The 20745-nt window shown below is 37.6% G+C and carries 14 protein-coding genes; 6 read left to right on the forward strand and 8 right to left on the reverse strand.

Annotation, left to right across the window (positions count from 1 at the left end):
- Positions 1 to 924: 924 nt before the first annotated feature.
- Positions 925 to 2178, reverse strand: a complete 1254-nt coding sequence (locus tag JNUCC41_RS00460; protein WP_192205891.1) for an O-antigen ligase family protein — start codon at positions 2176 to 2178, stop codon at positions 925 to 927.
- A gap of 136 nt (positions 2179 to 2314) precedes the next feature.
- Here JNUCC41_RS00460 and JNUCC41_RS00465 point away from each other — a divergent pair, with 136 nt between their 5' ends.
- The 4 genes from JNUCC41_RS00465 (at position 2315) to JNUCC41_RS00480 (ending at position 8965) form a co-directional block, all read left to right on the forward strand.
- The gene (locus JNUCC41_RS00465) at positions 2315 to 3268 is read left to right on the forward strand and encodes a right-handed parallel beta-helix repeat-containing protein (protein WP_192205893.1); all 954 of its coding nucleotides are present in this window, start codon (positions 2315 to 2317) and stop codon (positions 3266 to 3268) included.
- An 872-nt stretch (positions 3269 to 4140) separates the two neighbouring features.
- Positions 4141 to 6165 (forward strand): hypothetical protein, encoded by a 2025-nt coding sequence (locus JNUCC41_RS00470; protein WP_192205895.1) that lies wholly within the window; start codon positions 4141 to 4143, stop codon positions 6163 to 6165.
- Positions 6166 to 7175: 1010 nt separating this feature from the next.
- Positions 7176 to 8354: an MFS transporter gene (locus tag JNUCC41_RS00475; RefSeq protein WP_192205897.1), complete on the forward strand. Its 1179-nt coding sequence runs from the start codon at positions 7176 to 7178 to the stop codon at positions 8352 to 8354.
- Positions 8355 to 8773: 419 nt separating this feature from the next.
- Positions 8774 to 8965: a hypothetical protein gene (locus JNUCC41_RS00480; protein WP_192205899.1), complete on the forward strand. Its 192-nt coding sequence runs from the start codon at positions 8774 to 8776 to the stop codon at positions 8963 to 8965.
- Between the two features lie 202 nt (positions 8966 to 9167).
- Here the strand turns inward: JNUCC41_RS00480 and JNUCC41_RS00485 are convergent, their stop codons facing one another.
- Positions 9168 to 11063: a CDP-glycerol glycerophosphotransferase family protein gene (locus JNUCC41_RS00485; protein WP_192205900.1), complete on the reverse strand. Its 1896-nt coding sequence runs from the start codon at positions 11061 to 11063 to the stop codon at positions 9168 to 9170.
- 502 nt (positions 11064 to 11565) lie between these two features.
- On the opposite strand from JNUCC41_RS00485, the gene JNUCC41_RS00490 reads away from it, so the two are divergent.
- Complete coding sequence (locus tag JNUCC41_RS00490) at positions 11566 to 12288, forward strand: phosphodiester glycosidase family protein (RefSeq protein ID WP_192205902.1); 723 nt, start codon at positions 11566 to 11568, stop codon at positions 12286 to 12288.
- 530 nt (positions 12289 to 12818) lie between these two features.
- The gene (locus JNUCC41_RS00495) at positions 12819 to 13292 is read left to right on the forward strand and encodes a VOC family protein (protein WP_192205904.1); all 474 of its coding nucleotides are present in this window, start codon (positions 12819 to 12821) and stop codon (positions 13290 to 13292) included.
- A 49-nt stretch (positions 13293 to 13341) separates the two neighbouring features.
- Here JNUCC41_RS00495 and JNUCC41_RS00500 read toward each other — a convergent pair whose 3' ends face one another.
- From JNUCC41_RS00500 to JNUCC41_RS00525, 6 genes are all read right to left on the reverse strand, one after another.
- Positions 13342 to 15225, reverse strand: coding sequence for a S8 family serine peptidase (locus JNUCC41_RS00500; RefSeq protein WP_192205906.1), 1884 nt, complete (start codon positions 15223 to 15225; stop codon positions 13342 to 13344).
- 988 nt (positions 15226 to 16213) lie between these two features.
- Positions 16214 to 16681: a hypothetical protein gene (locus tag JNUCC41_RS00505; protein WP_192205908.1), complete on the reverse strand. Its 468-nt coding sequence runs from the start codon at positions 16679 to 16681 to the stop codon at positions 16214 to 16216.
- A 651-nt stretch (positions 16682 to 17332) separates the two neighbouring features.
- On the reverse strand, positions 17333 to 18040 hold the full coding sequence (locus JNUCC41_RS00510; protein ID WP_192205910.1) for an ABC transporter ATP-binding protein: 708 nt from the start codon (positions 18038 to 18040) through the stop codon (positions 17333 to 17335).
- Complete coding sequence (locus JNUCC41_RS00515) at positions 18040 to 18822, reverse strand: ABC transporter ATP-binding protein (protein ID WP_034308746.1); 783 nt, start codon at positions 18820 to 18822, stop codon at positions 18040 to 18042. Before JNUCC41_RS00515 ends, JNUCC41_RS00510 begins: the two co-directional genes overlap by 1 nt.
- Positions 18794 to 19759 carry a branched-chain amino acid ABC transporter permease gene (locus tag JNUCC41_RS00520; protein WP_192205912.1) on the reverse strand — a complete coding sequence of 322 codons (966 nt, stop codon included), beginning with the start codon at positions 19757 to 19759 and terminating at the stop codon, positions 18794 to 18796. The genes JNUCC41_RS00515 and JNUCC41_RS00520 overlap by 29 nt, the downstream gene beginning before the upstream one ends.
- Positions 19760 to 19772: 13 nt before the next feature.
- Positions 19773 to 20651 carry a branched-chain amino acid ABC transporter permease gene (locus JNUCC41_RS00525; RefSeq protein WP_192205914.1) on the reverse strand — a complete coding sequence of 293 codons (879 nt, stop codon included), beginning with the start codon at positions 20649 to 20651 and terminating at the stop codon, positions 19773 to 19775.
- Positions 20652 to 20745 lie beyond the last annotated feature (94 nt).

Here is a 20745-nt window from a genome sequence, read left to right on the forward strand (position 1 = left end):
GTTCTATAACATCGAAAATCATACTTAACATTCACTATTTAAACTATTTCAAGAGAGGGAATATTAGGTATAACCAATTTTTCCCTCAGTACATCTTTTTTTGACTTTTAATAATATCATATACCTCATTCGCATAGGCTATTTGATGATAAGACCTTGATTTCGATGTTATCATCTATTAAAATACCAAGCAATCTCATAGCCTCTTCATTTAGTCAGTCTCTTCGACACTTTTAAACAAAAGTGAATTTATTCCTTTTAATAAAATTCTCAGAAGCCTTTTATATTATCCAAATAATTTAAATATAAATTATTCTCCGTTTTACCATTAGCCACCGGATTTGGAGGAGTGATTCTTACAGTCAACATTAGAATAGGGTAACGAAAACTTAACCTTTTTATTTTTCACTATTTCTATTTGTTTTTCTCCTTTTTAATCACCCTTTCATGCAGCAATAAAGTTGATTATTTCAATTTACCACACGTCATTAACTTCCTAATATTTTCGAAAAAATTCCAGCATTTCTGCTGGATACTTAAAAGGTGTTGAATTATTGTTAAAAGTACCGTCTATCTCATGAATATGTTAGGTTAAACAAAAAAACTATCAAGTATATAGAAATCCTTAAATTAAATCATCAAGCTGAATTTAGTTTAACACCTCTCGGTTTAGTTCTATTGTTGGAGAATCGTTTTTTTCTTTTCTAATCATTTCCACTCCATTACGATCATTGGGTAATAACAAAAATTGTTTTGTTTTTATAAGGATTAACAGGTTAGTATGTTCGGAGGTTTGACTTCAAGTCCTCTCCCCGAACCCTCTCGAATAAGTTACCTTCTACTTTGTACTCAGTTCTTTCAGCCATTATCCTGTCCCGCTGGAGAGCAAATAAAATACGAAGCGAATTATTTAATATTACTTCCTTAAATATTAAAATTCTTTTTCTGGATATGTTTTGAGTAACATAAAAGGAGAATCACTAACAACCAAGTGCTTCGGGAATATGTATGCGGTGTAGTTATAACCGAAACTAATAAGCCGAATAGTGAACTGTTCATACCAATAAGAATGTATTTGGTTGTGTTACCTACATGTTTGATAAGTCTAAGGCTAATACTAAATGTATATATCAATAACCCGATTAAACCAACAAAGCCGAACACCCCGGATTCTGCAAAAACAAGAAGATATAAGTTGTGTACATTTGTATGATATTGGCTTTCAAATGGATAGCTACCAAGTCCCATACCTATAATACCGTACTTAGTAACTATAAGTTCTAATGCTTCTTTCATTAGTGATACTTTAAGACTAAAACTACCTGCCCCCTCTAAATCATCTGTAGCTAAAACTCTTTTTGAAAAAATTTCAGGTGGATTGACAAAAATGTATATAACTATAGCAACAGAAAAAAACATAATAAAAATATTTCTTATACTTAATATTTTTTTCACAATAAATATTTCCCCATTTTTAAATCGTATAGGTTTAGTAATGAATAATGATTTTATCATAAAATAATATATAAAAGTTGCTAATGCGTATGCCATACCTCCAAATGAAGCTGTTAAAAATAAATTAATAATAAGCATAGCTAATAAAAAAAAGGACAAAAAAGTTTTTCTTTTTATGTCAATATAAAAAAGCAAGATTGGTAGACAGCACACGAGGTATTTTGCTAATGAGTTTGCATTACCTTGGACTGAAATAAGTCTTCCATTGCCTGCGAAAAACTCAGAGCTATTCGGTAAAAGACCTAATTGGGCAAGAACTCCAATGCTCAAAATAGCCATCAATGCATAAATGAAAATGTCTAAAATTTGAAACAAATTTTTATCTGTATTTTTTGAATATATAAGAATGTGTGAGATTACTATTATTTGAATTATAATTGCAAACAAATACTGAATCATTATTAATGTACTACCAAAGAATGATGTTGCATTAAAGGCAGATATTGAACCACCTAAAACAAATAAAATTAGTAGAAAGTATTCTTTCGAACTTAAAATTTTATTGTAACCCTCAAATTGAATTGCTGTAGCAACGATTATAAGTCCAAAACAACTAATTAATATTATGTCATACATTGAAACGTTAATTCCAAGAGGCAAAAAAGTTGTAAATGGGGAAAAAAACACCCCTAATAGAAATATTAAATAAATTAGCTTATTCATGAAGCACCACCTTTTAGTAATCAGCTATTATTCTATATGAACACTATTGGAAGTACAATCTAAATTCCAAAAATATATACTTAAAAGAGAGGGACTACATGGTATTATCAAAAGAGATATACATAATAGTAGGAGGATGATCATTATAATAAAAAACCGTAAATTAATTAATATTTTCATTACCCTAGTTTTAATAGGAGGCGTGTTAGTAGTATTAACAAATCACCAATCCAAACAAGTTCAGACGGGTCGAGACAACAATATAACTGTGAATGTTAAATCCTTTAATGCAACTGCTGATGATAGAATTGATGATACCCATCAAATACAAAAGGCTATTGATCATGTAGACACAAAAGGTGGGGGGACTGTTTCATTTTCTCAAGGAGTTTATTTAATTGATTCATTAAAGTCTATAAATTTACGAGATAAAATTACATTGAAATTTGAAGAAGGAACTACATTAAAGACTCTTCCAAACAATGCTGAAAGTTATGAAATATTAAGGATTCATAATGTGAAAAATGTGTCTATTTTAGGGGACGTGACCCTTTTAGGAGAAAGGGAGGAACACAAAGGAAAAACTGGAGAATGGGGAATTGGGATAAGTATCAGGGGATCGGAGAATGTTTATATTAAAAATAATACAATTCAAAATTTTTGGGGAGATGGTATATATATTGGAAGTACAGAACAACAAAATTACAGCAAAAATATTACCATAGAGAAACCTATCATAAAAAATAACAGAAGACAGGGTATTTCAGTTATTTCGGCGATAAATTTAAAAATAATTGATCCTGTAATAACGAATACGAATGGAACTCCGCCAGCAAGTGGGATTGATTTTGAACCCAACCATCCTTCAGAGTTTCTGCAAGGTATAAAAATTATTAATCCTACTACCGAAAAAAACGAAGGTTATGGAATATTATTTGCTCTAAGTGGTTTTGCAGGTAGTAACCATCCTGTAAGCATAGAGATTCACAAAACAAAACAAATAAGAGATAATATCGGTACTTTCATACCTGGACACTTAAAAGGACATATAAAAATGAATGAAGAATATGTTCTAAAAAACCCAAAGTAGTAAGAAACTGTAATGTAAAATGAATACGATGAAAAGCCTTGTCCAAGCAGTTAATATTACAATATCCACTTATAAAACTTTAAGGGGAGCCCCATTAAGTAACGAAAATATGTTAACTAGTCAATAAGTTAATTGCTTAAATTAGTAAACACTGAACAGTGCAATATAAAACTGACAATCTGAAAAACAAACCTTTATAGTTTAAGTAATTAATGAATTGACTTCGGCATTGTGCTGGAGTCATTTTATTTATGCTCACTCAAGATGCGTATTATGAACACCTTGATCTACTTCCCTTTCCCCGTCATTCTGTGTAGAAAACCTTCCCCTAATGATCAAACAAATTCCCCTAACATTTTTAAGCTACCTTTCGATTTTCCTGTCAATCATTCTTCAAAAAATTCATGTTTTATAAAGATTTGTTTAAGGTTCTTGTCCTGCTTTCAGCATGAAGTCTGGAGGATAAGAAACCAATAATGGAAACATGTTGTCATGTGAATTATTCTCTTTTAATTTTTAAAATTCATTTAAAAATATTCACTGTGGCTTTTCATCCGTTCATATATTGAAATTTGATAAACGAAGTTCCTTTTAGAATATCCCGAATAAGCGACTCTTTTTACAGTGTCATTATAATTTAATTCTTTTTAAAAATAGGAGCTATTATTAAATAATAGAGATTGTTATTGGCTTAAATAGAAGGCATACAATTGCTAGTAAATCACGGAGAAAGTTTGATGAAAATCGGTATTGAAATATTGAGCATTTAATTAACAATAACTGTGTTACTTGTTGAGACAAGATAAGAACAACAACATATATTGTTATATAAGGAGTTGTATATATGAATAAAAAAAAGGTTGAAAAGAAAAATGAATAACATCGACTGGGTAAGCATTAAAGATTTTCCGATAATTTCCCCTGAAATAGACGATAGCTCAAGGATACAACGAGCTACCGATACAGGGTATACAGTATTTTTTCCAGATGGTGAATATATTTGTAGAAACGTAATTCCTAGAAATAATATGCATTGGTTCGGTTTAGGAAACGCTGTTTTAAAATTACCAAGAGGAACAACAGAAGGAAGCATTTTGTATTATGGAAATTTAAATCATCAAACAATAGACATTGATGATTCTCTCCCTGCTTTAAAAGGTATTAGAATCGAAGGCATACAATTTGATGCTAATAGAAATGATAGTGCTTCAACTCGACTGATTACATTAGTCAACGTATATGATGTAAATATTAAGTACTGTAAATTTTATATAGCTAATACTGGTATTCTATTATCATCTACAACTAGTCATGCTTCCTATGAGAGAAACCACAATATAAATATTGATACTTGTGAGTTTACACAAAGTGATATTACTGTTCCGTTAGGCTTTGCAATTAATATGCAAGCTGCTATTCATGGGGGAAATATACACATGTGTAAATTTATAAATTTAAAGGTTCGTAGTGCGATTAGGATGTATGAAAGCACTATTGTAAATGACCATATATATAGTTCTTCTAGTTGGAACTTTGATAAAAATAGATTTATTAATATAATAGATCCCATACCAGGAAAGACAGGGACTAGCAATGACGCCAATGGAATGTATTTACGCGGTATTTTCTTGAACGTTACAAATAATGAGTTTTGGGGTGTTGAAGGAAATAATATTGAAATGCAAAATACACAACTTTCAACATTTACACGTAATCCTTTTAACGATGAGAGGTTTAATACTGTCTCAGGAAATAAATTCGTCATCCTTGATGAACATTTATTCCAAGGTGAAGCCGTTGTGCATTTTAGAAATTCTCATACAATTGCAAGTAATAATCAATTCTTTATCGATTGTACAAGTGGTCAAAAAGGGTATTTTCCATGTATAACTGCTAAATGGGGTCAGCGTGTTCAAATAATGGGAAATAACTTTAAAACCATAAACACACGCGAGGTTGTCGAAATCTATGGAGCAGTAGGAACCTATGGTCTTGATTATGAAGACGTTATTATTTCTAACAATATATTTGATCCGAACATTGTTAAATCGTATGGTTCTGTAAAAATAACATCAGTCGGATCATCAGTTATAAAAAGTGTTTTAATAGAAGGAAATTCATTTAAAGGGTTTAATGCGGTTGAATTCTGTAATGCATTTTTGAATTCAAGTTATGGTCAAATCGAAAAAATAGTTTTTAAAGGAAACTCTGTAGAAGGAAAACCATTCACGTTCAAAAATGGATCACCTAAAAAAATTGAATCAGATATGTTTGGAACATATACTTTTTATGTCAATGCATCCACTGGAGATGACAATAATGCCCGACTAACCGAAATCGGATATCCCGCAAAAACGCTATCTCGTGTATTGACAATGCTGCCTAAAAACTGTGAAAGTGCATCTATAATAATCAAGATTGCCGATGGGATATATAATAACGTTACTTCCGTCGGTTTGTCAGAGTTTCAAATGAATGGAACGTTGACGATAACAGGGAATGTAACCACTCCAAATAATGTTATCATTCCCCGTATATACTTTTGGAATTCGTTTATCCAACAATTAATAATAGAAGGCGTAAAAACAAACCATGGAACAACGGATGGTTTATCTTTCAAATATTTTACCGGATTTGCCAATGTTCGCGACTCCTTACTACATGCTAAAGATGCATTGACAGCTTTAGCATCTGATAGAATCATTGTTGAAAATTGCGATCTTAACAATATAAGGTACGGAATATCAGCTCAAAGATTAACTACAATCTATAGTTCTTCAAACACTGGGTTAAGTAGAATAAATAATTTAAGAGCTCAATCAGGAGGTACAATAATTATGAACGGTACACAACCGTCAGGAACAGAATTAATGGATACTGGTGGACAGATACGCTAAATAACATATGAGAAACCCAAAAATTTATTTAAGTAACACAATTCAGAATTGCCATTAAGAAACTGTTCACAACTCTCCCCTTTACTTACATCAAATTTCACTACACAAGAATCAATCTCAGTAGAATTTTTTTTACCCCATGTAAAGTATGTAATGTTTTTATTTGTTTTAAATAATTTTATTGTATTCCCGTTTCCTTCTCTCTTTTTCATTGTATGATAAAAAACAAGGAGTTTTAGGAATGATTATTCTGCAGTATATTGGAAAAGTTTTATCAATCATACAAAAGGATATGCAGGAAACTCATATTAAAATACCATGTTTGTGCAGGTTCAGGTGCTTACTATATTTAGACAGATAGTCTTACCGTAAAGCAAAGAGATTAATAAGTAAAGTTGTGTATAATAGGAGGCTTGAAGAGAATGAAATTTAAAGTATTTCGTGTAGGACGATATATGTAATCAAAGAAGCAGTATTGGCTATTGCTTCTTTTTTTTGTTCTAAAACGGTGCCGTTTGCCCCTCACCTTAATTTGATAGTTTATTATCAAGGGGGATAAACTAATATTTGCCCACATTGGATTAGCTGTACCTGATTATGATGCAGCAATATTTCATGAGCAAACCGACCGATTCAACTTGTCTGCTTAATCTATGGATTAAATTGTAAAGTAATTGTTTCAATTGACTCATACACGAAGAAAGTGCTTTTATTTATAATGATCAAAAAAAACAAGCCGAGAGGTGTGTTCAATATGGTAGGTGAAAATGAAGGGAATTTGTTTAAAGGACTTTTGTTTGGTACACCTTTGAGCATACCCGTTATGGATTTCTTTTTGGGGATGGGTAAAATTGATCATTAATAGTTTATTTTGGAGCCCTAGGGCTCTTTTATTTTGTTGTAGTCAATATTACTTAGATTTAAGTGATCACTTAATTTTTATAGATTGTTCTTTATAACTTTAGTAAAATGAGAATGATAATTACTATCAATTAAGGAGAATAACTATTATGGGTGTACCTTTGTTAAAAGAAGAGCTTCCGGTTGTTAATAAAATCTGGTCGCGTGATTTTATTATGATTTTCTTGGCTAACTTTTTTGTTTTTTTATCCTTTCAGATGACTTCCCCGACCCTTCCGCTTTTTGTAAAAGAGCTTGGCAGAAATGAACGGTATATTGGGTTAGTTGCTGGCATGTTTTTATTTTCTGCCCTGATTGTCCGCCCTTTTGCTGGACAGGCCTTGGAAACAAAAGGAAGACGTTTTGTTTTCTTGTTCGGTCTAGCCCTTTTGGCTGTAGCGATTGGTTCATTTGGGTTTATGGTGAGTATTTTCCTTGTATGCGCCATAAGGATTGTACAAGGGATTGGCTGGGGATATGCGACCACCGCATCAGGTACGATTGCCTCCGATCTCATCCCAGCAAGGCGTCGGGGTGAGGGTATGGGATACTTCACTTTATCGGGGAATTTGGCGATGGCTTTTGGTCCTTCATTCGGCCTTTTCTTAGCGGATGTTTTAACCTTTCAACATTTGTTTTTATTTTGCGGGGTATTAAGCCTGGCAGCTTGGATCATGGCTTCAACAATTACGTATAAAAAAGTAGATCATGCTACTGCTCCAGCTAAAACTAATAGGTTTGACATTTATGAAAAAAGCGCTGTTGCTCCGTCCGTTCTTGTTTTTTTCATTACGGTGACTTTTGGCGGGACTGCTACCTTCTTACCGCTTTATACAATCGAAAAAGATCTGACAGGTATTCAAGGATACTTTTTTCTTTACGCTTTAGCTCTTATTTTCACACGTATGTTTGCTGGAAAGATCTATGATCAAAAAGGACATCAAGCTGTCTTCATTCCGTCCACTCTTTTTATCGTAGTGGCGATGCTATTGCTAGCCTGGATGCCAAGTAACATGATTCTGTACATGGCAGCTATTTTTTATGGCATTGGATTCGGTGCTGTCCAACCGGCTCTTCAAGCGTGGTCTCTTGAACACGCTGCACTAAATAGAAAAGGCATGGCCAATGCCACTTTCTATTCCTTTTTTGATCTTGGAATCGGTTTCGGTGCCATCCTCTTCGGACAAATTGGCTATCTTTTCGGATACATAAGCATTTACATAATGGCAGCAGTCTCTGTGGGGATTTCAATATTGGCTTACTTATGGATTTTTAGAAAAATGAAGTAATTATAAATTAAAGAACATCGTTGTGGATGTTCTTTTTTTTGAAAGGCTCTTTTATATTAAAACGAAACGATTTAAGGTTGATTGGAGCGGAAGTGCGGGACTCCTGCGGGAGCAGTGGGACAGGTGAGACCCAACAGGCGTTTACGCCATGGAGGCTCACCGCCCGCCCCGCGGAAAGCGAGCATCTGGAGGGGAAATCAACCACACCACATTACTTGGTAAATGGCAACAAAGCATTCGAAAAAAGCCTATTGAAAACAGAAGTGATTTTGTATAACAGTTTATCGCATTTGCATCAGCACATTTTTTAACCCCATGTAAAGTATGTAATGGTTTTATTAGTTTTAAGTAATGTTATTGTATTCCCTGTTTCCTTCTCTCTTTTTCGTTGTATGATAGAAAAAAAAGGAGTTTTGGGAATGATTATTCTGCAGTATTTTGGAAAAGTTTTTTCATTCATGCATAAGGATATACCGGAAACTCATGTTAAGTGCCATGTTTGTGCAGGTACAGGTGCTTACGATATTTATACAGATTGTCTTACCTGTAATGCAAAGGGATTGATTAGTAAAGTTGAGTATAATAGGAGGCTTGAAGAGGGTGAGATTTAAAGAATTTCATGAGGTCGATATATGTAAACCAGAAGCAATATTGGCTATTGCTTCTTTTTTTTGTCCAAAAACGTGGTTTGCCCCTAACAAAGGAATTTTTCTCTAATTAGAATGCATGATTTAAATCATCACACATTCAAAAGACCACCAATTGGTGGCCTTATACCCTTTTTGTCTCAGGTTGACGTTCCATTCAGAACAATCAAGAAGCAGAAGATTGCTTTTCAGAAATAGTAAATTCACTCTCTTCCTCTAAAGGGTTATGTTCATTTTGGAAAATTATGTTTTGAATGTAGTCATAGGTATTTTTAGTATTGTGACCACTTGTGCACTCCATTAGTTTTGAAAACTTTGCAGTATAGAAAGGAGATTGTGGGTTATTGTAACTGTAAACAATTTCGGAGTGCAAATCCTTGAATTTCTCCACTATGCCGCCAAAAGCAATCTCTTTCTGGAGAATGTTAGGCGCGCCATATTCCACTTCTGCTAAAGCCTTGTCTTCCCAATAGAAGATTATATTACTTCCACCTGCAAACGCATAAAAAGTAATGGAAGAATAATCGGATATGACAACCTTACTGCTCAATAGAGCATCCTTTATGTCCCCTATATAAAACGATTCTTCGTATTTTTCATATATATCCGGGAACTGTTCTTGAAGTATGATTCTTGATTTAGGATGGAGAATGACATTAATTTTTTTATCCTTGTAGAACTTCTCTTTGCGAATCAATTCCAAGAATGAGAAATACCGGTCTAAATAGCTTCCAACTTCAATGCTTCCTGTGAGATCCCATGGTCGCCATGTAAGCATAAATGTAATTTGATTTTTTTCACTTTGTTGTTCCTTAACATATAAATCAATATTAGGAAGTCCTGTTACCATCAGTTCTTTTTCCGTATAACCTGTATTTTTAAGGAACAAGTTTTTCTCAAAATTTGAATTTACGAGCATGTAATCTGGTGCAATCGGCACTTTACGGTTAAAGTAACCACGTTCGAAAATATTGGTCGCCATACATGGTCCATGCTGCAACATTATTTTTTTATCAGTTGAAAGAACCTTTTTCTTAATTAAGTAATCGTTATCGTACAATCGGCGTTGTATATGTCCCACAAGATCGGAAGATTGAAAACTTCTAGCTAAAAAGATGTGATAGAAAGCAAGAAAGCTATTTTTCTCAACAAGGGCTCTGCCGTATTGTTGCTTAAGATTTTGGTATTCGGGATGGCCTTTTTCCAATATATAAACGCAGGAATCCCCCATCTTGAATGCATATTTAAACAGTTCAAAGGCAGATTCCGAAGCCCCTGCACTGAACTTTTCAAAATAGATATCGTATTTTTTTTTGTTTAGTGAAAAAAGGCTAATCAAATAAGCAAATCTTTCTTTTATTATAATGTTTTTGGCCATTATACTTGTCAATACAATAACGTATTGACCCGTTATAGACTTTCGGATAAAAAGTTCACTATTCATCTGCCCCAAACGATAGGAACGGGTGTTATACAGATAATGATTTTTATCGTATATGTGCTTAGAGTCTGATTTAAAATTATACCAATAATTATGATCAGCGTGACTGAGTTTGATAAAAATAGGCGTATTAATCTCGCTAGTGTTTACATAATGTTGATAAATTTCCTTCATTGGCACGAAAGACCAGTAAGTATGAATGAGTATGGATATCTTCCCTGTCTTCATTGCAAATTTCTCTCTTATTTTAACTGGAAAGAGAAAATGCACTTTAAAATTTATGCTTTTATCGTAACCGAACGATAAATAGGCTTCTTTGAACGAATAATTTCTGAAACGCATGACCCCAACAAATAGGAAGCGAAAGAATAAAAGGAATACTAAACCTTTGAAAAACGGGGCTTTCTCTATTTTATCCAGCGTTTTGTCTATCTGCAGATTTTTTTGACGTGTTTTCACGAAGGAAAGTTTGCAGTTTGTGTCTACGAAGAAAATGATTCTTTCATCCTCTAATTTCCCCTCTTTATTAACAGATCCTTTCGTTAAAGTGATTGTTTGTAAGACTGTCATTGGTTCATATTCTGAGAGAGTAACCGTATTGTTCGTTTCTTGACTATACACGAAATACTTCATATTGTATTTCCTTTTTTTACTAATACTCTTTGTGCCATTGAAAAGGCAATAGCCATTCGATAAAATAGGATTTCCATTTTCAAGATGACCATAAATTGTTTCTTGTTTCAATTCTTTCCCCCCATGTTTTCCGGACCTTGTAATCCTGCAACATTTTTAACAGTACCTTAGTCACACCCTATATTTTAAAAAAAAGACAATATACCTATGATATTATAAATAGTTAAACACTTCAATGTAATTATTATTTTAAAAAACTTTTACCCTTGAGAAAAAGTGCTAGTTCGTCTAAAGTATCCGTAGGGTAACTTTCCCTTATTTAGCCGAATTGTTCGGCACACTAAAGAAACAAAGCAGCGAGGGGATTATGGCGACTATGAGGAAGATTATTGTAATCTTATTTTTTTCATTTTTATTATATGGATGTGAAACAACGGACAAGGACATTCAGCCTGATACTGAAAGAAACGTCAAACAGGAAAACTCTGATTTGGCCAATGAGTTACATTTAAATTCGAATGGATTTTATGAATATCATTCAAATACTTTAAACATACAAATCCAACCTGTTATTAAATCAGAACTGAAATATTGGGTTTCAACCATAAAAGTAAAGAATGTATCACAAGTTAAATCTGAATTTGCAGGCGGTAGTTTTAGTAGTAAAAAAGAGGAAACATCCGAAATAGCAAAAAAAAGCAAAGCTGTGTTTGCAGTTAATGGCGGAGGTATTCAGTTTAAATCCAGGAGCGCTGTCATTCGAGATGGAAAAGTATTCAGAACGGGTTTTGCACCACTAGAAATCAGAAAAAATGGCACACTCTTTATTGGTGATGGAAGAAGAACGACAGAAGACATGCTTGAACAAGGAGCATTACATATCTTTGATTTTGGGCCGGAGTTATTGATTAATGGAAAGGTTCCTTCTTTTAAGAACCAAGATTGGTTTACAACAGTCCGTGCGCCAAGAACTGCGATAGGACAAAGGAAACCATATGAATATATCATTATAACGGTGGATGGTCGTTCGCCTGAATCCAATGGCATGACGTTTGCAGAGCTTGTAAAGGTATTTCAATCCAAAGGGGTAACGTGGGCTTACAATCTAGATGGAGGTGGCAGCACTACCTTATATTACTTGGATAACATTTTAAATCACCCTTCAGATGGAGAAGAAAGACAAATTTCAGACATATTATATTTTACTGAGTAGCATTTGCTACAAAAGAATTTTTAATTTATACAATCAATAATAAAGCCCCTCTCCATTTAGAGAAGGGCTTTTGCTATGGATGAGATATCACAACTATATTAACTGTAAAGAATTTGGCAAATTATTTAAATGTTCGTGAAAAAACTGCTGAAGAAGAATACATGGGACGTCCCAATTTTCCTTTAATTCGTTTAAAACGGGCCAAGAGGGTTTTGAAGGCTGACTTTTTAGACTGGTTACAATCAATAATACAAGCATAAGTCGTTTGGAAATTGTATGCTAATAAAAAGTTTAAAAAAAGCTGGGGTGATACGTAATCACAGCACCTTATTTGTATTTTTTTGTTAAATCTGTTGGTCTGCAAAGCCAAACTTCCCGATCTATGACTATTACCATCCGCTTGTTCCTGCAACATCACCCTCATTAAAATCATTTATTTATACCATTGGCTATTGCTTCTTTTTTTTGTCAAAAAACATGCTGTTTGCCCCACAACTTAAAATGGTATTTTATTATCAGGGGGGATACATATGACGGCAATTACTCATATTGGACTGGCTGTACCTGATTTGGATGCTGCGATTAAGTGGTATGAGCAGGTGTTGGGTTTTAGATTATTGGCTGGTCCCTATTCGTTTGATGCAAGTGCGGAGGACGAACATAATATGACGAATGACCTTCTTGGTGATGATGTTAAAAAGATGCGTAATGCACATTTGATGGCGGATAATGGAGTGGGGATTGAGCTTTTTGAGTTTGAGGAGCCGAGGATGCCTAAAGGTGAGAGTCGCGGTCATGAGGGCTTTTTTCATATTTGCTTGATAGCGGATGATATTGAAAGGCTGGCTGATGTTATTGCTGCTTCTGGCGGAAGAAGGCGAAGCGATATATGGAATACTTGGGAGAATAAGCCCTATTATTTAATATATTGTGAAGATCTTTTCGGCAATATCATTGAACTTTACAGCCGAAGCACGGAATTGATGTACGGAAATAGAGATTGAAATAAGAGCAGCCCCCAATTTGAGTATTGGGGGCTTTTCCTGTTTTTTATCACTTTTTAACGGTTACTTTTCTTGATTCGCTTACGTTTTTCGCTTTGTCTTTGGCATAGGTATAAAGGTTCTGCCCGGCTTTTTGTTTGGGGATTTTAACCGAGAATGTGCCTTTGGAAGTTGCTGTGGCAGAGCCAATCACTTTTCTTGATGCTTTGATGGATACCGTGGAGTTGGCTTCTGCTTTACCTGTTACTTTTGTCGTTTTTGTCGTTACTGTGTTGACCGTCGGTTTACTTGGTGCTGTTTTGTCTGCGACGGTCACGGTTTTGATCGAGCTAACATTTCCTGCTTTATCGGTTGCTGTTACGGATAGGACTTTTCCGGCTTTTTGTTTTTTTGACATCGTAACGGTGAAATTCCCTGCGCTGTTGGAATTTGCTTTGCCTAGAACCGTTTTGCCGGTTTTGACGGTGACGGAAGAGCCCGCCTCCGCTTTACCGGTTACTTTGACGGTATTGTCACCTACCGTATTTACGGACGGTCTTGCAGGAGCCGTTTTATCTGTCACTTTAAATGAAACGGGTATACTTTTATTTCCCGATTGATCGATTAGCCTCGTAGAGATGGTCGTGCCGGCTGTTTGTTTTGCAATAGTCGCCGTAAAGGTTTTTTCGCCATTGATTTTCACTGTGGCGAGTTGTTTGTTAGCGGTATAAATGGAGACGGTCCCCGTTTTAAAATCAGTCGGGATTTTCCCGTTGATCTTCGTGTCCTTATCGGATATCGCGGTCACGGCCGGTTTGGTCAGCGTCTTCATCTCGAGTGCTTTTTTGGCATTGACCCGCCCGTTTCCATAGTATATGTCTTTCCCTTTTGCACCTAGGTCAACAGCTGAATCATAGAGGCGGTATTCGACCTCCGTTTTGTTAAGTTTAGGATCATTGGACCAAATCAGTGCCGCTACACCTGCCACCATCGGCGTGGCCATCGATGTTCCGCTCATCCAGCCGTATCTACCATAAGGCAAGGTTGAAAGGATATCATCTCCAGGGGCCGCGATATCGACTGTTGAATGGTAGTTGGAATAACTGGGACGCCTGTCCCTTGAGTCAGTGGCAGCGACGGAAATGACGTGGCTGAATGCGGCTGGGTACACACGCTGCACATTTTTCCCCATATCCCCTTCATTCCCGGCAGCCGCGACGATCAGTACGCCTTTTTTATAGGCTTCCTGGACGGCCTTATTAAAGGCCTCCGAATAACTGGTGTCTCCTAAACTCATATTGATGATGTTAGCCTTTTGCTGAACGGCATAATGTATCGCCTCAATGATATCAGCTGTATTGGCATACTCTCCATCAAAAACGTTGATCGGCATTAGTTTAACATTCGGAGCAACACCCGTTCCGCCTATGCCGTTGTACGCAGAACCGGCAATGATACCTGCGATATGCGTTCCATGCGCCCCTTTTGGTACGATATGCTTCCGATTTTTTATCGTATCATAGGCATTGACGATCTTCCCTTTTAAATCTTCGTGATTGCGATCCATGCCGTCGTCAATGATGGCCACGATCAATTCCTTCGACCCCATGGTTTTGGTCCACGCTGCACTCGTACCAAGCTTTTTATGATGCCATTGGTCTATGTAAGCTGGATCGTTCGGACTTTCCATTTTCTTGAAAATGTAGTTTGGTTCTGCATATTCCACATTCTTCTGTTCTTCAAGTTCCTCGATCACGTTGTCTGTCGTTTCCCCTTTAGGAACCTCCACCTTTTCGATCAACTCGTTGATCGGCTCATCGTTCGTCTCTTTATATTTGACGATGACACCATCAGATTGCGGGATCTCTTCTGCAGAAGCAGAATCTGGCTGGTAGATTGGCAGAATCATAAACAGTAATAATGCCGACAGTAAAACCTGAATAAGTTTGCGCATACAATCACTCCAAAAATATGATTAAGAATAGCTATCGATGAGGTTATATCATGAACCAATTCTACTATTTATTCCTAACTAGATTGTATACCGTCTGATTTGGATTTACTAACCTTTTTATCTAGTTAAAATAGCTTATTTAAAAAACAAAAAACCGCTATAAAGCGGTTTCAGTTTGTCGACAAAATGGGGTTCTATCTAATTTTAAAACAAAGGGGTTGACTGTAGACAAACTTGATAATAATTGATTACTTTAAAATTTGCACTTTGATTTCCACTCCAGGCACTCACTTTCCGCGGGCGTCCGGGAGCCCCTCGGCGCTTCCTGTGGGGTTCCCCTGGAATCACTTTTCCCGCAGGAGTCTCGTCCCTTCCGTTCCCAACAACTTCGTTTGAAAAATTCAGATAAAAAAATAAAGGTAGTTCGGAATATTCTAATTCTAAACCATGATTTTCAAACAAGACTACATTATTCTTCATGTTTTTTTCCGTATTCCTTATTGGATGGAAGAAATTTGCGACACTCCTGCCGAATTACTGGCTAGCCGAGACCCCGGAGGCGCTTGCGCCGAGGAGGCTTGGCAGACAGTCGGCGGAAAGGGAGCGGATTTCTGAAATCTACTGGAACCTTTTTTTTAAAAAAACTGCAAGCAAACTCGTTTTTCCTCGAATATATCTCCAGTAAGTCTGGGAGTTTAGAATAGTCCAATCCTAAACAATGATTTTAAACAAGACTAGATTATTCTTCATGTTTTCTTACTGTAATCCTTGTTGGATGAAAGAAATTTGCGACACTCCTGCCGAATTACTGGCTAGCCGAAACCTCGGAGGCGCTTGCGCCGAGGAGGCTTGGCAGGAGGTAGGCGGAAAGGGAGCGATTTCTGAAATCTACTGGAACCTTTTTTTAAAGGCTTTGTAAAAGAATGGTGTTGATTTTTGAACAAATAAAAAAGACCACCCAAAAGTGGCCTTCTAAAGTTCAACTAAATTACTTATCCTTATTGTGCAGTTCAAATGACTCTTCAGAATCATCCCATTTTACATTTACCTTTATAACTTCGCCTTCACCTATTATTGTTCCACCTTCTGAACCTCCACCCGTTCTAAATACCTTTTCGCGAGGTGGTTCAGGGAATTGTTCTTTTGTACTTGCGCTTTGACTGGTTGTTTCAAAACTGTATTCGAGGTTTTTCATGGAAGATAACTCTTCTAAAGATCCTTTGTATTTTAATACAAGTTCATAGCTATCTTTACTAGAATGACCTGTTTGTTTGCGTTCATTTTCCCTCCATATTTCGGTTGCTTCATAAGAATATTCAGCTTCCCAATGTTCGCTATTTCCTATAAATTGATAATTATGTTCGGTCCTCGTTTCTGATTGTGTTTCCTTACTGTTGGTAAATGAACAAGCTGTTAAAACCATCATTATAAATAATACAGTGAAAACTTTCTTCAACCTAACTCCTCCTCAATGGATAAATGAATTTCAATTTTACCATTTATAGGTTTATTTTTGGTGTAATTTGGAAAAGTTTTTTTAAGTAACTTGCCCTTTAGTTCGAAAATCAACAAGATCCTTTAACAGAGCGTTTTAAAAAAAACTTGCAAGCAAACTCGTTTTTCCTCGAATATATCTCCAGTCTGTCTAGGAGTTCCGATGATTAGTCTAATCCTAAACCATGATTTTGAAACTAGACTAAATTATTCTTCATGTTTTTTTACTGTAATCCTTATTGGATGGAAGAAATTTGCGACACTCCTGCCGAATTACTGGCTAGCCGAGACCCCGGAGGCGCTTGCGCCAGGAGGCATGGCAGACAGTCGGGTGAAACGGAGATTTCTAGAAATAGCTGGAACATTTTCCGTAAAAATAGGTTCTATCTATTCTTAAACAAAGTTGATTGGAACGGAAGGCACGAGACTCCTGCGGGAAATGCGAGTCCAGGGGAGACCCCGCAGGCGCGAAGCGTTGAGGAGGCTCCCGGACCGCCCGCGGAAAGCGAGTGCCTGGAGTGGAAATCAACGGTCGCTTTCTCCAAACAAAAAACTGCAGGCAAACTCGCTTTTCATCGAGTTTGTCTGCAGTTCGGAACCGCTATAACACGGTTTAATGTCCGCCTAAATAGGCATTCTTGATTTCTTCGCTTGCGGTCAGTTCCTCTGATTTGCCTGATAGGACGATTCGGCCGGTTTCTACTACATAGGCTCTGTCCGCGATGGATAGTGCTAAGTTGGCATTTTGTTCGACCAGCAGGATCGTTGTACCTGTTTTGTTGATTTCTTCGATGATGTTAAAGATTTGCTTCACCAATAATGGTGCAAGTCCCATCGATGGCTCGTCCAATAACAGGAGCCGGGGCTTGGCCATGAGGGCCCTGCCCATTGCGAGCATTTGCTGTTCCCCGCCGGAAAGGGTTCCGGATTGCTGTTTCAGGCGCTCTAGCAAACGCGGGAATAATTCATAGACTTTCTCCATATCCTGCTTGATGCCTGCCTTATCTTTACGTAAATACGCACCAAGCTGAAGGTTTTCTTCAACCGACATGTTAGCGAAGACTCGCCTGCCTTCAGGGACATGGGAGATGCCCATTTTCACGATGGATTGTGCTGCCTTTCCGCCGATGGATTGCCCTTCGTAAATGATCTTCCCTTGTTTTGGTTTTAATAGGCCGGAAATGCTTTTCAGCATCGTGCTTTTCCCGGCTCCGTTCGCCCCGATAAGAGTCACGATTTCACCTTCGTTAATAGAAAGCGAGACTCCTTTCAAGGCTTGAATGTTTCCGTAATAGACGTTGATGTCCTCGATTTTTAACATTATGAAACCTCCTCGCCCAGATAGGCCTCGATGACTTTTGGATTGTTACGGATTTCCTCTGGCTTTCCTTGAGCGATCAGTTGTCCGTGATCGAGTACGTATATGCGTTCGCAAACACCCATGACGAGCGGCATATCATGTTCTATCAATAATACGGTCAAATCAAATTTCTCACGAATGAGGGCAATCAGGTTCATGAGTTCGTGCGTTTCCTGGGGATTCATCCCCGCAGCCGGTTCATCCAGTAAAAGCAGTTTCGGGTTGGCTGCAAGTGCGCGGGCGATTTCCAAACGTCTTTGTTTACCATATGGCAGGTTCTTCGCCTTTTCATCCTTATATTGATCAAGGTTGAATATCTTCAGGAACTCAATCGCCTTTTCATCCATTTCTTTTTCGCCTTTAAAATGGATCGGCATGCGGAAAATCGAACTTAAAATGCCATGCTTCGAAAGCGAATGATAGGCCACTTTAACATTATCGATCACGGATAGTTCACTGAATAAGCGAATGTTCTGGAATGTCCGGCTGATCCCTTTTTGCGTGATTTTATATGGAGGCAGTTTTCTTAAGTTCTCACCTTCCAAAGAAATGGTGCCCTCTGTAGGGACATAAACTCCTGTCAGCAAATTAAAGAAAGTTGTTTTTCCAGCGCCGTTCGGCCCGATCAAGCCAATTAATTCTCCTGGATATAACTCGACGTTAACATCAGAAACGGCTTTAAGCCCGCCGAACTGGATGCCAACTGAATCGACTTTAAGCAGCGGTGTTTTTATTTTTTTCATGGCTGCTTCCTCCTTTACGTTTGAACATGGATGTTATTTCTTTTGTCCCCATTAAACCTTGTGGACGATAGAGCATCATCACGATAAGCACAAGGCTGTAAATGATCATTCGCGTTTCCGGATAATCCTGCAGGAAAGTCGTGACTACCGTCAGTAATATCGCGGCCAATACGGCACCGGAAAGGCTTCCAAGACCGCCAAGTACCACTAGGATCAAAATATCGAATGATTTCAGGAATCCAAAGTTCGATGGCTGAATGATATAGAAGTTATGAGCGTAAAGCCCTCCAGCAATACCGGCAAAAAAAGCTCCGATTGCAAACGCGACAACTTTGTAATACGTCGTGTTGATTCCCATCGAATCGGCAGCCGTCTCGTCCTCGCGGATCGATATGCAGGCCCTGCCGTGGGTCGAGCTAGTAAAGTTTCGGATGACGATGATCGTAATGATGACGGAAGCGAATACCCACGGCCAAGTGGTCAAATGGGAAACCTGCATGCCGCTCGCCCCGCCGACATAATCGATATTCAAAAGCATGATCCGGACGATTTCCCCAAAACCGAGGGTCGCAATCGCCAGGTAGTCACCTTTTAAGCGTAAGCTTGGAATTCCGATGATCAAGCCGGCCAACGCTGACGCCAAACCTCCGACTATCAATGCCGCATAAAACGGCATTTCCAGCTTCATCGTCATAACGGCTGAAGCATAGGCACCGACTGCCAGGAATCCGGCATGTCCGATGGAGAACTGCCCGGTTATCCCGATGATCAAGTGCAGGCTAGCTGCCAGAATGATATTGATCCCGATGAACATGAGCGTATTTTGATAAAAAGGATTTAGCGATCCGCCGCCGATTAACACTTGAACTACGGCGAAAAAGATCAATGATAGTGAAATCGAGAGCCAAAAACCTTTTGCTCGCTTAATTGTAGTCATTGCTTTGTCTCCCCTATACTTTTTCTTTTTTGTTTTTACCGAATAAGCCTTGTGGCATGAAAATCAAGATAAGAATCAGTACGACGAAGGCTACAGCATCACGCCATAATGAGTAACCGGCGGCACTGACCAAAGCTTCGATGACACCTAGCAATAAGCCACCGACCATCGCGCCCGGTATAATCCCGATCCCTCCAAGTACGGCGGCAACGAAAGCTTTCAATCCCGGAAGCACACCCATGAGCGGCTCAATCTTAATATAGTAAATACCGAAAATGACGCCTGCTGCCCCCGCTAATGCGGAACCGATTGCAAAGGTGGCAGAAATCGTATTATTTACATTTATCCCCATCAGCTTAGCTGCATCCGCGTCGAAGGAAACGGCACGCATCGCTTTTCCAATTTTTGATTTATGAACGATGATTTGAAGGATGATCATTAGAACTACGGCCACTCCAAAAATCAAAACCGATTGACTATTGATGGAAACTCCCAAAATATCGAACTTTTCTGTCGGCAATACATCATTCGGGTAAGCTTCCGGCTGTGCACCGCGGACGTAGATGAATCCGTATTCGATCAAAAGGGAAACACCGATGGCCGTGATAAGTGCCGCAATCCGTGTTGCGTTACGCAATGGCTTGTACGCGATACGCTCGATCAAAACCCCAAACAGCGCACAGACCGTCATCGAGATTAATAAGGCGGGAATGAATGACAGATCCAGAACCGTTATCGAGTAAAACCCAACGAATGAGCCGACCATGAATACATCGCCATGTGCGAAGTTTATCAATTTAACAATCCCGTAAACCATCGTATATCCGAGAGCGATAAGGGCATAAATACTTCCTAGTGAAACCCCGTTTATTAACTGTTGTATCAATTCCATGTTCGACTCTCCTTGAAAATCTAATTTTATGAATGATTAGTCCAGACTCTTTTCATTCCGTAATGGGGAAGTTCAGCGACCTGGTTTGCTTTGA

The organism is Brevibacillus sp. JNUCC-41 (genome assembly GCF_014844095.1).
In the GTDB taxonomy this organism is placed as follows: domain Bacteria; phylum Bacillota; class Bacilli; order Bacillales; family DSM-1321; genus Peribacillus; species Peribacillus aracenensis.